The organism is Flagellimonas crocea (assembly GCF_033441595.1).
GTDB classification, from domain to species: domain Bacteria; phylum Bacteroidota; class Bacteroidia; order Flavobacteriales; family Flavobacteriaceae; genus Flagellimonas; species Flagellimonas crocea.
Genome location: NZ_JAUZVX010000003.1, coordinates 807,147 through 819,639, shown reverse-complemented (window position 1 = coordinate 819,639; position 12,493 = coordinate 807,147). Strand labels below are relative to the sequence as shown.

Sequence of the window (12,493 nt, the reverse complement as noted above, 5' to 3'; positions counted from 1 at the left end):
TGTTTAGTGTATGGTTTGAAAAATCTAAAGTTAACGTATTTTGTCAGTCACAACAACAGTGCTTGTTGCTGTTGGCTTTCTCAAAGCATTCTTTTCCTTCGGAAAAAGCAAAATAAGCGAGTCCCAAGGTACCTAGACTATCAATATAAGGTATTTTGAAAAGTTCGTAGATTCCACTACTTACCAAAAGGATGATAGACATGTAAACACAGACCAGGGTGCAATTGGCATCGGCCAAAATAGGGGCCGAACCCAGCTCTCGTCCGACTTTTCTTTTCCACAAGACCAAAATCCACATGACAAGTATGGATATCGAAGATATAATGACGCCCCAAAAGGTAGTCAATGGTTTGTGCCCCGTCCAAATATTATAAATACTGGAAACCACCAGCCCCGCGACCAACAAGTAAAAAGCAACACCGGTAATCCTAAGGGCAGTCCGTTCAAACTTGTCACGGTTACTTTCGGGGTTCCTTTGAATGCGCAAGACCATATGGGCAATGCCGAGCCCTGAAATCACCTCGATAAAGCTGTCCGTGCCAAACCCGAAAAGGGCAAGACTCTCATCTTCAAAACCCAGATAAGTGGAGATTATCCCTTCGGCTATGTTATAAATGATGGTGAACAACGCCAGGGAAAATGCTGTTCGATAAAGTTTATGCTGACTTTTCAAAACATGAAAATTTCCATGTAATCAAGTTCGTGGTAAATTCACAGAAAGTCAAATCCTTTCAAATTTTAAATTGGTGACCCTCCCCACATCAAACTCAAAACCTGAAATATTTCCATCACTTTTTTTGAAACGAACCTTATATCCTTCGGCATCAAAGATACCGTCCCCTTCTGCGGTTAATTTTCTGGGGCTGTAGTTGGCTATTTTAAGTTGAAGCGAATCATTGGCCATGTAGATTTTATAGGTTGTGTTCAATTCGTCACTGTAATATTCACCGATGTAAATCTGCATATCGATTTCTGAGATGTCTTTTTCCGATGCTTTCCCCAATTCTTCCGCTTTTGTATCGGGTGTATCATTAGCCTCTGCAACTTCAATAAATTTATCCCTTAAAATAATATCTGCTACTTTATAAGCCTTGCCCGTAGGGTCTGCATCTGCCCTATTGGCCAAAATAATCACAGAGGTTTTTTCTTTGGGAAAACGAAGCAACTGTGCCCGATAGCCCGCCAATGCACCTGCATGATGGACCGTTCGCAAACCCCTATACGTGTCGTTATGCAGTGCGAAGGCATAGCCTGCGCTCTCCCCGTTGTTCAAGATTCCCTCTTCATGCATTTTATCGATGATGCCCTGGCCTCCTTTTCCCAAAATATTGTGATAGAAATTTTGGTCCCATAGATATAAGTCTTCGACACTGGAATAAACCCCTCCTGAGCCTACGAGATCGAAACGCATGATCAAATTGTCAAAGCTGCCTTCTGTATTCTTTCGGTAACTAAATACCCGGTTTTTGACAAGATCCAAATTGTTGTCATAAAATTGGGTATTCTCCATTTTCAGAGGTTTAAATATGTTTTCAGCCGCAAATTCTTTGATGGTTTGTCCGGATGCTTTTTCAATGATCATCGCCAACATAAAATAACAGGAGTTACTGTACAGGTATTTATCACCAGGGGTAAAATTGAGCTCTTTTTGACTTTTGATCAATTCATACACTTCATCCACATCGGAATTGTCCAAATAATCTCTCCCTTTAAGGTACATTAAGGTCAAATAGTCCCTAACCCCACTGGTATGATGAATAAAATGTCTTACGGTAAGCGGAGCATCGTACTCTGGAAAATCGGGCAGGTATTTTTGAATCTGGTCATCCAAGTTCAACTTGCCCTGTTCCTCCAATAAGAGGACACAAAACGTAACAAACTGCTTGGAAACGGAACCAATGTAAAAAACGGAAGATGGTGATATGGGCAAATCATGCTCCAAGTCGGCGCTACCGTAGCCCTTCGCATATACCAGCTTACCATCTTTCACAATCCCCAAGGCAGCGCCCGGGGTTCGCATGTTCCATTCGGAAAAAATTCGGTCCGCAGCTATGCTGTCCGTTATTTGGGAAAAGGACAAACTATATATTCCACAGCACAGAAAAAGAAATACTTTTTTCATAAAAAAATATTAGTAGGTGATGTGAAGTTCGTCCTTTTTGATGTAAAAGCAAAAGACCAAAGAAACCCATTTACTCCGAGCCGCGCTTCTTCTTATTGTAGCGATATATGGCATAGGCAATTCCTGCCAATACCACAAAAGGCAAGTAGCTCCCAATGACCACACCAATTTCGTAGGCACTGTCGGGAGCTTCCTTTATCTTTTTTTCAATGTTTGATTGTTGGATAAATAAAAATAGTAGCTTCATTTAAGACTATTTATTCATCAACTCTTCTATCTCTTCGATTTCAATGGGAATGTTACGCATCAAATTGAATGGTTCTCCTTTTTCTTGGATCACCACATCATCTTCCAGTCGGATGCCCATTCCCTCAGCGGGAATATAAATGCCCGGTTCCACCGTAAATACCATGTTGGCTTTCATAGGTTTCTTTAATTCTCCGTAATCATGGGTGTTCAATCCTATATGGTGACTGGTACCGTGCATAAAGTATTTTTTGTATGCGGGCCATTCCGGATTTTCGTTCTGCACATCGGCCTTGTCCAATAATCCCAGACCTATCAACTCGGAGGTCATCAGTTTCCCTACTTCTTTATGGTATTCGGCCCAAAGGGTACCGGGAACCAACATTTTGGTCGCTTCGTTCTTCACAAGGAGCACCGCACTATAAACTTCCTTTTGTCTTTTGGTAAACTTTCCGTTTGCGGGAATGGTGCGGGTCATATCACTGGAATAATTGGCATATTCTGCTGCAAGGTCCATCAAGATCATATCGCCGTCCTTTACCTGTTGGTTGTTTTCTACGTAATGGAGCACATTGGCATTTGCCCCCGAGGCGATAATGGGCGTATAGGCGAACCCTTTGGAGCGGTTCCTCACAAACTCATGAAGGTATTCGGCCTCGATTTCGTATTCCCAGACCCCTGGTCTTACAAATTCCAAAATTCGCCTGAACCCTTTTTCGGTAATATCGCAGGCCTTCTGCATCAAATCGATTTCTTCGGGCTCCTTTACCCCACGGATATTCTGCAAAATAGGGTTGCTCTTGGCCCATTGGTGGGCGGGATATTCCTTTTTGCACTTTTCAATAAACCGATCCTCGCGTGTCTGCGTCTCCACAGCTTGGCGGTAATGCTCGTTGGTATTGAAATAAACGGTATCCGCCTCCGTCATCAGATCAAAAAAGATCTTGTCAAAATCCTTGAGCCAATAAATGGTTTTTATGCCCGATACTTCGGTGGCTTTTTCTTTGGTGAGCTTGGCGCCTTCCCAAACCGCAATATGATCATTGGTTTCCCTCACGAACAAAACCTCACGATGCTTTGCATCCATCGCATCCGGAAAAAGCAGCAAAATGGTCTCTTCCTGGTCCGCTCCGCTCAGATAAAAAATATCACGGGCCTGCTCAAATGGCATGGTGCTATCGGCACCAATGGGATAAATATCATTGGAGTTGAACACGGCAATACTCTTGGGCTTCATCTGGGCCATGAATTTCTTCCGGTTCTTTACAAAAAGATCATTGTCGATTTGAGCGTATTTCATATGTATATTTTGATTTTTCCAAATTTAGTCAATTGCGTTACCCAAGACAAATCCTTACCTTCCATTTCAAATTGAAGCCATGCAATTGAACCTTAGCATACCCGCCCTCTTGTTTCCCGCCATTTCACTTACCATGTTGGCCTACAATGCTCGGTATTTGGCCATTGCGGCATTGATCAGGCAATTGCACAAACAGTTCGAGGAGACCTCGGCCCAACCCCTAAAACAGCAAATAAACCAGTTGCGTACCCGTTTGGGGATCATTAAGAACATGCAGGCCTCTGCCATCATCAGTTTTTTGTTGGCCGCCATCACCATGTTTCTCGTTTATGTTGAAAAAGATGTCTGGGCCAATATCGTTTTTGGGTTCAGTTTGGTCTTTTTGATGATTTCCTTGGTCCTCTCCTTTTTTGAAGTACAGCTCTCCACCAAGGCATTGGGAATTCAACTAAAGAATATGCAGAAAGAATAGGGTATTAAAACACTTTGTGTAGGAATACTTCTTGATGCCCGCAAATTGAAAACATTGGCCGTCAATTGAAAGGCCTGTTGCACCAATCCTAAAGGGCCATTTGTAAATCAAGCTCCAAAATAAACTCCGGTTGCATCTACTTTTGCCGGATATAATTGATTCATTATTCTGTGAGGATACATGCAACGGGTTAAGGATTTGGAATATTTTAAAAACATAAGGGAGATCAGAGAGTACGAATTTGGGATTTTCTATTTTTTTGATGGATTGGTCATCTCAGAAATGAACGAGGGCGAGACCTTTGATTGGTCCATCGCCGAAAGGATCATAAACGTGGCCTACGAAATTTTGGGAAAGGACGACCCGATCGCCTACATCAGCAACCGAATAAACAATTACAGCGTAGTGCCAACGGATTGGTTAAAGTTCTACAAACACAGGCACGAATTGGACTTTTATTCCGTAGTCACCTACAACCATAGCGGACTTACCAGCTTGGTGCTTGAAAAAATGTTCTTTAAGAACAAAATTCGCCAGTTTACCGACCTTGAGGACGCCATTAAATGGAGCATGTGCAAAGTGAGCGAAAAGAAAATGGACCAGTCCGCCTAAACAATAAAGGCCTCTATTTTCTGTTTCGTTTCCCATGCTTTTCCACAAACTGGACAATATGCTTTGCCACATTGATTCCCGTCACGGCCTCGATACCCTTTAAGCCGGGCGAGGCGTTTACCTCGATAAGTAAAGGGCCATTTTTTGATCGTATCAAATCCACGCCTGCCACCCCCAGGCCCAAATGTTTGGTCGCATTGATCGCCATAAATTTTTCGCGTGGTGTAAGCTGAACTTTTTGTGTTTCCGCTCCCCGATGTACGTTCGATCTAAAATCATCAAGACCGCTGGTCCTTTTCATGCTCGCTACGATTTTATTGCCGACCACAATTATCCGCAGGTCTTCACCATTGGCTTCTTCGATATACTCCTGCAACAAAATGCTTGTGTTCATATTGTAGAGGGTGTCAATAATGGATTTTGCCGATTTCTTGCTTTCCGCCAAAATAACACCTTTGCCTTGGGTACCTTCCTGCAATTTTATGATCACCGGGGCTCCTCCCAAAAGTTCGATCTGTTGCTCCACATTGTTAGGGTTGATGGAAAACACCGTTTTTGGCACTGGGATGCCTTTTCTGGCCATCATCTGTAACGTGGAAACCTTATTTCTTGCCCTGATGATGCCCAATGATTTTGCCGCACTGAAAACCCCGTTCATTTCAAACTGTTTTACGATTGCGGCTCCGTGACGGGTCACGGTGGCACCGATCCTTGGGACAATCGCATCGAACTCGTCGGTGATATTTTCCGTTCCATAAAAAATCTGGGGCTTTTCATCTCCCAACTGCACGGAACATTTGGTATGATCGATATGGTCAACATAGTGTCCTGCCTTTTCAAATTCCTCAACAATCCTAGCAGTGGAGTACACATGAAGGCTTACGGATAAAATGGCAATGTCCATTTGTTCTTTAAATTTTATCCAAATTCGGACAATTATTTGGATTTTCCTTTTGCCGGCTGTTTTTCTTTTGATTCCAATCGGATTTACACCATAAGTTTTGGCAGGTTCACGATTACCCTTGTTCCCAGTGCCTTTCCAGTTTCTTCGTCTTTTATATCGTAAATGGTATAGCTGAAATCTTCGTGGTATTTTTTAGAAAAAAAATCTAACCGATCCTGAACTATTGATAATCCCAATGATTGGCCTTTGAGCGGATTTTGAAGGTTTTTAAGACGGGAAGCCTGTCGTCCCACACCATTGTCTTCCACTATAACCTTAAGACAGTCCTCTTTATCGCTTTCCTGGACCTTAATAATCAACCGTTTTTTACCTCTTTTTGTTGTGAGTCCGTGCCAAATGGAATTTTCCACAAAAGGCTGTAATATGAGCGAGGGAATCAAAATAGTGTCCGTAGATACTCCATCGTCAATTTCGGCAATGTATTCAATATTGTTTTTGAAGCGGTCACTTTCAATTTCAGTGTACATCTCAATAATGGCCAACTCCTCTTTTAAGGTGACAAGGTCCTTCCTTGAGCTTTCCAAGATTCCACGGATAAGCTTGGAAAACCTTCCCAAGTAATAAATGGCCTTTTCTTGATTGTTTTCTATCAAATAGGATTTAATGGAGTTGAGCGCATTGAAAATAAAATGAGGGTTCATTTGACTCCGCAGGGCATCGAGCTTGAGTTGTGCGAACCTGTTCTCCATTTTCATGGTGAGTTTTTCGGTTCTTTCCCTTTGGGCCTCCGAACTGAGCCCCTCTATTTCGGCCTTGGTCTGCAAAAGTTCATCCGACAGTGTTCGGTTGATACTCTCCTTGATCACTTGATTCTCTTCTAGCTGATCTATGTATTTTTTCTGTACTTGGGCCTTATCCCTATAGACCATTTTTTGCTCCAAACCAATGGCGAGGGCAAACAAGAGACTTTCCAACAATACCCCCAAGTAAAAAATATACAGTGTTTCGTCATTGGCCCTACTATCCTTAAACGAATACAAAGTGATGATGAGGTAGGAAACAAAAAGTGCCGACATACCCGATAGGATGTACCACTTGATTATGCGATCCTGTTTCAGTACCAAATAGAATCCTCCCACAAACACGATCAGGCTCATGGGCAAAAAGAAAAACCCATGGAAATAATCGATCAAGTAAGATCGGCGATTCATCAATTGAACGGACCATAAGGTCAAATATATCGGGGCAACGCCCAAATAGGCCCGGTATGCCCATTTAACGAATTTGGGATGTCCGTTTTTGAGCTGCATTATGTCCAGGACAAAAAAGCTGAACAGCATCGAGGCAAACAATTGTGTGGGGTAATGAACCCAGGCTACAAAGCTTCTTCCGGAAGGACTATGAAAAAAGTCCGAAAAAAAGACACCTTCCACATATTTCATCAACGTAATACCGGTAACCAGGGCATATAAACAGTAAAAGAGGTAAAACCTTTTCTTATGCTGAAAAAACTGTATCAGAAAAAAAACAAAAAGATAGAACAGTACGGAAACCACAAAGAAACCAAATCCATTTTGGTTACTTTCCTTGAAGAAGTCTGTCAAATTTTTCAGCATAAGGGCATATTAGCTCATCCTATTTAAAAAAGCCTCTTTTTTGGTCCTTGAAACAGGTATTTTCTTTTGGTTCAACAAGACCAAGTACCCTTCGGACCGCAAATACTCTTTTACTTTTAGCAAATGGACGATGTAGGAATTGTGTACCCTGAAGAACATTCGATTGGGAAGCATGTCCTCCAGCTCTTTCAGTTTTTTTGATACCAATAACTGTTCTCCGGATTCCAAGAAGGCTTTTGAGTAATTCCCGTCCGATTCGCAATACACAATTTCGTTCACACGCAAGAACAAAATCTTTCCACTTACTGGAATCTGAACAATCTGTGGTGAACTTGCCCGGGAAAGCGCCTCAAACGTTTGTTCGAATTGGTGTTTGAAACTTTGCGCGCCATTCAATTTTTTCAGCTTTTCCACAACGCCCAAAATATCATCCTGATCTACCGGTTTCAAAAGGTAATCCACCGCACTTTCTTTAATGGCCCTAATGGCATATTGATTGTATGCTGTGGTGATAACTATGGCAAAGTTGCGATATTCCAATTTTTCCAAAAGGGAGAACCCGCTCATTTCGGGCATTTCAATATCCAAAAAAACACAATCGGGCTTTAGGTAATTGATTCCCGATATGGCCTCTACGGGAGAGGTGAATGTTTCAATGATCGAGATAAAGTCCGAGTGTTTCCTCAATTCCCAAGACAAGCTATTGATAGCGGCCAACTCGTCATCTACAATAATTACCCTCATGATGGTTTCTTCTTTACCCCAAATTATAAATTGAACCGCTACAAAACCCAACCATAGTGATATTTAACACAAAATGGTGTGTAAGCTACATGTATGCTGTACGAATGGTAAATCTTTCCAAAAAAGAAAGGAACGTCCCATTGGTAATAAAAAACAACCAGCCAGCATAATAATATCCACCTATGGTAACGAGCGAGTTCATCAACTGGTCCAGCAATTCTAATTTGACCCCCTGAAACCCAAAAAATTTAAACATGAAAACAAGTGAATTATCAATTAAAGCATTCTTTTTAACAGTAATGTCGGTCGCGTTGATTGTCTCTTGCTCTCCAGAAGATGGTGAGGATGGTGCCGTTGGCCCACAAGGACCTCAAGGTGAGCAAGGGGTCGCCGGACCTGCAGGCCCTCAAGGGGAACAGGGAGAACAGGGCGAGCAAGGAGAAACAGGTACGGCCAATGTTATCTATTCGGATTGGATAAATACCGAATTCAGCAACAACATCATAGCCACATCCTCTTCCTTTACCATTGATGCGCCAGAAATTGATCCAGACATGCTAAATTTTGGGACCATTTTGGTCTACGCAAGAAGAATTGATATTGCCGCAGGTGGCAATCTGGTATACCAACTCCCTATAGTATTCGGAGCAGGTAGGCAACAGTCCTATTATTTCAGGGCACTAAGTGATGAAATCAGAATCACGGTGGCAGCCAACGAAGAAGGCGAAAGTGTTTTGGACGGCACCTTTTTGGAACAGTACCGTTATGTTCTAATTCCTGGTGGAGTATCCACTTCTGGTAAATCAAACATAGATTTTACCAAAATGAGCTACGAACAAGTCATCGAATATTTCAATATTCCTGAATAATCAGATTCTATAAAGTTCCCCCTAATTCAAAACACACCTATTATTTAAGCTCTTATATAAAGATGAAACAATTATTATACGTTCTCTTGGTGGTAATGATGCCTTCCGTAATGGCGGCCCAAGAACAAAGCGCTACCATAAAAGTATTGGCCAGGGCCATCCATGTGGATTCTTCTCCTATCTATAAAGCCACGGTTTCAGTAAGCCCAGCGTATTCAAGCTATGCTTCGGACGGCATGGATTTCGAGGAACTAAGGTCCATTTACCAAAAGGCATTGGAGTTGCAAGGTATCTCTTGGAAGGAAATCAAGGAAAGACCGTATGAATTTGGTTTTGAGACCATGGGGTACGACAAAGAGGGTGCCATCTATGAATTTTCAACTTCGTCCATCGAAAAAATGAGGACCTTTTTGACCATAAAATCGTTGGGGCTTCAGCGTTTGAATAGCGTTGCTGTTATAAAAATAGATGAAAACGTGGCTAAACTACTCTATGGCAAAGCAATGGAAAACGCCAGAAAAAAAGCGTCCTTAATCGCGCTCACCCTGGGCAAGGAACTTGGTGATGTGATCACTGTAGAGGACAATCAATATCTTAACGAGCAAATGGAAACCTCCATATATTACGATCGTCCAGTCGGGGAATACATCTATTCCCTTCAAGTGATCTTCGAAACCAAATAAACCTCAAAACCAACATCTCCACCAAAATATCGCAATCCCTTTTCAAATCCAACATTCTGCGCGCATGTACGGATGTGCCCACTTTTTTATCGGAATTATCAATTCCCGCCCAAACTACATTGCGGACTTTTAGTACATCATTTTCAAAGCTTTGTCCCTTCCCTATAATGTTTCTAAATAAGGGGGGTCTACTTGTTTATTACTTGTTAAAAACTCATTCGTGCCGTAAATTTGTTCAAAAACTAACTTCTAATGAGTTTGATAAAATCTTCGCTGGCCCGAAAATACGTTATGGCCTTGTCGGGTCTTTTTTTGGTCACCTTTTTGATTCTCCATGTGACCATCAATCTGGCCTCGGTATTTTCACCGGAATTTTTCAATGAAGCCTCACATTTTATGGGCTACAACCCCATCGTCCAATTTTTGATGCAACCCATTCTGATCGCAGGTGTCATCGTGCATTTTGTTATGGGCTTTGTTTTGGAGATCCAGAACAAAAAAGCAAGGGATGTTGGCTATGTAAAATACAATGGAGGAGCCAATGCCCCTTGGGTATCAAGGAACATGATCTACTCAGGTTTGGTCATACTGGCGTTCTTGGCATTGCACTTCTACGATTTCTGGATTCACGAAATGACCTACAAATATGTTGAGGCCAACCCCGAGGACCCCACGCGCTATTATGCTGAAACAGTAGAGAAATTTGCACCATTTTGGCGAACCATCCTTTACGTGGTTTCCTTTGTACTGCTCAGCCTGCACTTGTGGCACGGCTTTGCTTCATCTTTCCAATCCATGGGCGTGAACAACAAATACACCTCCGGTTTTAAAAAATTTGCTAAAATATTCGCGGTAGTGGTACCCTTGGCGTTTGCATTTATCGCCTTATACCACCACCTTAACCCAATAACACATTAAGTATGGGCATATTGGATTCTAAAATTCCATCTGGGCCACTGGCCGACAAATGGACCAAGCATAAAAACGACATCAATCTGGTAAACCCCGCCAACAAGAGGAACATCGACATTATTGTCGTGGGTACCGGTCTGGCAGGCGGTTCGGCAGCAGCGACTTTGGCCGAGCTGGGTTACAATGTAAAGACATTCTGTTATCAAGATTCACCACGTAGGGCACACTCCATTGCGGCCCAAGGGGGAATCAATGCAGCCAAGAACTATCAAGGTGACGGAGATAGTAGCTATCGCCTTTTTTATGACACCATAAAAGGTGGTGACTACCGCTCTCGTGAAGCCAACGTATACCGATTGGCAGAAGTCTCCAGCAATATTATCGACCAATGTGTGGCACAAGGTGTTCCTTTTGCCCGTGAGTATGGTGGTATGTTGGACAACCGTTCTTTTGGAGGGGTGTTGGTATCAAGGACCTTTTATGCCAAGGGACAAACAGGACAACAGCTGTTACTTGGCGCCTATGCCGCCATGAACCGTCAAATCAACCGAGGCAAGATCCAAGCTTTCAACCGTCACGAAATGATGGATCTCGTCCTAATCGATGGTAAGGCAAGAGGCATCATTGCAAGGGACTTGGTAACGGGTGAAATTGAAAGACACAGTGCACACGCCGTAGTATTGGCATCAGGAGGTTATGGGAACGTTTTCTTCCTTTCAACAAATGCCATGGGAAGCAACGTAATGGCCGCTTGGAGAGCTCACCGAAAAGGCGCTTTCTTCGCCAATCCGTGCTTTACACAGATCCACCCGACCTGTATTCCCGTTTCGGGCGACCATCAATCCAAATTGACATTGATGTCGGAATCGCTTCGAAATGATGGACGTATTTGGGTACCGGCTAAAAAAGAAGATGCCATCGCCGTACGCGAGGGTAAATTAAAGCCTACCGAGATTGCCGAAGAAGATAGGGATTACTATTTGGAAAGGAGGTATCCTGCCTTTGGTAACCTAGTGCCGCGCGATGTGGCATCAAGGGCCGCAAAAGAACGCTGTGATGCTGGTTTTGGTGTGAACAAGACCGGTGAGGCGGTATATTTGGATTTCGCCTCTGCCATAGAGCGGTACGGAAAAGAAAAGGCACTTACTTCGGGCATCAAAGACCCGGACAAAGCAACCATCATCAAATTGGGTGAAGAAGTTGTGGAGGCCAAGTACGGGAACCTTTTCCAGATGTACGAAAAAATCGTAGATCAAAATCCATACAAAACCCCAATGATGATCTATCCCGCGGTGCACTACACCATGGGCGGACTTTGGGTAGATTACAACTTGCAGACCACGATTCCCGGTTGCTACGCAGCAGGAGAGGCCAACTTTAGCGACCATGGTGCCAACCGTCTGGGAGCTTCCGCCTTGATGCAGGGACTGGCGGACGGATACTTTGTACTGCCTTACACTATTGGAGACTATCTATCAAAAGATATTAGGACAGGAGCTATTCCTACAGATTCCAAAGAATTTGAAGAGGCCGAGCAACAGGTGCGCGAGAGAATGGAAAAGTTGACAAGTGGTTCCGGTATCCATTCCGTGGATTACTATCACAAGAAGCTGGGCAAGATCATGTGGAACAAATGTGGTATGGCCCGTAACGAAAAAGAACTGAAAGAAGCCATCGAGGAAATCTCGGCACTTAGAAAGGATTTCTGGGAAAACGTAAAAGTTCCCGGAAGCATCGATTCCAAAAACCAAGAACTTGAAAAGGCCGGGCGTGTTGCCGATTTCTTGGAGTTGGGCGAACTGTTTGCAAAGGATGCCCTGCACAGGAACGAATCTTGTGGCGGACACTTCCGTGAAGAGTACCAAACCCCAGAAGGTGAGGCACTCCGCGATGACGAAAACTTTAAATATGTGGCCGCCTGGGAATATGTGGGCGAGCCAAAGGATGCCAAATTGCACAAAGAGGATTTGGTATATGAAAACATTGAACTAAAGACACGATCCTACAAATAAG

Annotated in this window: 13 protein-coding genes; 6 read left to right on the top strand and 7 right to left on the bottom strand. The window is 43.1% G+C overall.

Translation table 11 applies throughout. The features are described 5' to 3' along the window. Window positions 1–43: 43 nt before the first annotated feature. The 4 genes from SD449_RS13090 to SD449_RS13075 form a co-directional block, all read right to left on the bottom strand. Window positions 44–673 (bottom strand): cation transporter, encoded by a 630-nt coding sequence (locus tag SD449_RS13090; RefSeq protein ID WP_318311185.1) that lies wholly within the window; start codon window positions 671–673, stop codon window positions 44–46. 48 nt (window positions 674–721) lie between these two features. Beyond that, complete coding sequence (locus tag SD449_RS13085) at window positions 722–2,122, bottom strand: serine hydrolase domain-containing protein (protein ID WP_318311183.1); 1,401 nt, start codon at window positions 2,120–2,122, stop codon at window positions 722–724. 70 nt (window positions 2,123–2,192) lie between these two features. Next, entirely contained in the window at window positions 2,193–2,369 is a 177-nt protein-coding gene (locus tag SD449_RS13080) for a hypothetical protein (protein ID WP_318311182.1), read from the bottom strand. A gap of 6 nt (window positions 2,370–2,375) precedes the next feature. Then, window positions 2,376–3,668, bottom strand: a complete 1,293-nt coding sequence (locus SD449_RS13075; protein ID WP_318311181.1) for an aminopeptidase P family protein — start codon at window positions 3,666–3,668, stop codon at window positions 2,376–2,378. Window positions 3,669–3,747: 79 nt separating this feature from the next. On the opposite strand from SD449_RS13075, the gene SD449_RS13070 reads away from it, so the two are divergent. Next, window positions 3,748–4,140, top strand: coding sequence for a DUF2721 domain-containing protein (locus tag SD449_RS13070; protein ID WP_318311179.1), 393 nt, complete (start codon window positions 3,748–3,750; stop codon window positions 4,138–4,140). A 180-nt stretch (window positions 4,141–4,320) separates the two neighbouring features. Beyond that, window positions 4,321–4,752 (top strand): hypothetical protein, encoded by a 432-nt coding sequence (locus SD449_RS13065; RefSeq protein WP_318311178.1) that lies wholly within the window; start codon window positions 4,321–4,323, stop codon window positions 4,750–4,752. Window positions 4,753–4,765: 13 nt separating this feature from the next. On the opposite strand, the gene SD449_RS13060 is transcribed toward SD449_RS13065, so the two are convergent. The 3 genes from SD449_RS13060 to SD449_RS13050 all read right to left on the bottom strand — a co-directional run bounded on the left by SD449_RS13060 (window position 4,766) and on the right by SD449_RS13050 (window position 8,016). Next, window positions 4,766–5,656, bottom strand: coding sequence for a RimK family alpha-L-glutamate ligase (locus tag SD449_RS13060; protein ID WP_318311177.1), 891 nt, complete (start codon window positions 5,654–5,656; stop codon window positions 4,766–4,768). Window positions 5,657–5,739: 83 nt separating this feature from the next. Then, window positions 5,740–7,272, bottom strand: coding sequence for a sensor histidine kinase (locus SD449_RS13055; RefSeq protein WP_318311176.1), 1,533 nt, complete (start codon window positions 7,270–7,272; stop codon window positions 5,740–5,742). Between the two features lie 9 nt (window positions 7,273–7,281). Then, window positions 7,282–8,016 carry a LytR/AlgR family response regulator transcription factor gene (locus SD449_RS13050; RefSeq protein WP_207031314.1) on the bottom strand — a complete coding sequence of 245 codons (735 nt, stop codon included), beginning with the start codon at window positions 8,014–8,016 and terminating at the stop codon, window positions 7,282–7,284. A gap of 254 nt (window positions 8,017–8,270) precedes the next feature. Here SD449_RS13050 and SD449_RS13045 point away from each other — a divergent pair, with 254 nt between their 5' ends. From SD449_RS13045 to SD449_RS13030, 4 genes are all read left to right on the top strand, one after another. Then, the gene (locus tag SD449_RS13045) at window positions 8,271–8,885 is read left to right on the top strand and encodes a hypothetical protein (protein WP_318311175.1); all 615 of its coding nucleotides are present in this window, start codon (window positions 8,271–8,273) and stop codon (window positions 8,883–8,885) included. 62 nt (window positions 8,886–8,947) lie between these two features. Beyond that, window positions 8,948–9,568, top strand: coding sequence for an SIMPL domain-containing protein (locus SD449_RS13040; protein WP_318311174.1), 621 nt, complete (start codon window positions 8,948–8,950; stop codon window positions 9,566–9,568). A 252-nt stretch (window positions 9,569–9,820) separates the two neighbouring features. Continuing rightward, the gene (locus tag SD449_RS13035) at window positions 9,821–10,486 is read left to right on the top strand and encodes a succinate dehydrogenase cytochrome b subunit (RefSeq protein WP_318311172.1); all 666 of its coding nucleotides are present in this window, start codon (window positions 9,821–9,823) and stop codon (window positions 10,484–10,486) included. Window positions 10,487–10,488: 2 nt separating this feature from the next. After that, entirely contained in the window at window positions 10,489–12,492 is a 2,004-nt protein-coding gene (locus SD449_RS13030; RefSeq protein WP_318311170.1) for a fumarate reductase/succinate dehydrogenase flavoprotein subunit, read from the top strand. Window position 12,493: the final 1 nt, after the last annotated feature.

Bases quoted from the DNA above. Each gene is read 5' to 3' on its own strand.
- SD449_RS13070 (WP_318311179.1), top strand. From the start codon at position 3,748: ATGCAATTGAACCTTAGCATACCCGCCCTCTTGTTTCCCGCCATTTCA.
- SD449_RS13030 (WP_318311170.1), top strand. From the start codon at position 10,489: ATGGGCATATTGGATTCTAAAATTCCATCTGGGCCACTGGCCGACAAA.
- SD449_RS13035 (WP_318311172.1), top strand. From the start codon at position 9,821: ATGAGTTTGATAAAATCTTCGCTGGCCCGAAAATACGTTATGGCCTTG.
- SD449_RS13045 (WP_318311175.1), top strand. From the start codon at position 8,271: ATGAAAACAAGTGAATTATCAATTAAAGCATTCTTTTTAACAGTAATG.
- SD449_RS13055 (WP_318311176.1), bottom strand. From the start codon at position 7,272: ATGCTGAAAAATTTGACAGACTTCTTCAAGGAAAGTAACCAAAATGGA.
- SD449_RS13060 (WP_318311177.1), bottom strand. From the start codon at position 5,656: ATGGACATTGCCATTTTATCCGTAAGCCTTCATGTGTACTCCACTGCT.
- SD449_RS13050 (WP_207031314.1), bottom strand. From the start codon at position 8,016: ATGAGGGTAATTATTGTAGATGACGAGTTGGCCGCTATCAATAGCTTG.
- SD449_RS13065 (WP_318311178.1), top strand. From the start codon at position 4,321: ATGCAACGGGTTAAGGATTTGGAATATTTTAAAAACATAAGGGAGATC.
- SD449_RS13040 (WP_318311174.1), top strand. From the start codon at position 8,948: ATGAAACAATTATTATACGTTCTCTTGGTGGTAATGATGCCTTCCGTA.
- SD449_RS13080 (WP_318311182.1), bottom strand. From the start codon at position 2,369: ATGAAGCTACTATTTTTATTTATCCAACAATCAAACATTGAAAAAAAG.
- SD449_RS13085 (WP_318311183.1), bottom strand. From the start codon at position 2,122: ATGAAAAAAGTATTTCTTTTTCTGTGCTGTGGAATATATAGTTTGTCC.
- SD449_RS13075 (WP_318311181.1), bottom strand. From the start codon at position 3,668: ATGAAATACGCTCAAATCGACAATGATCTTTTTGTAAAGAACCGGAAG.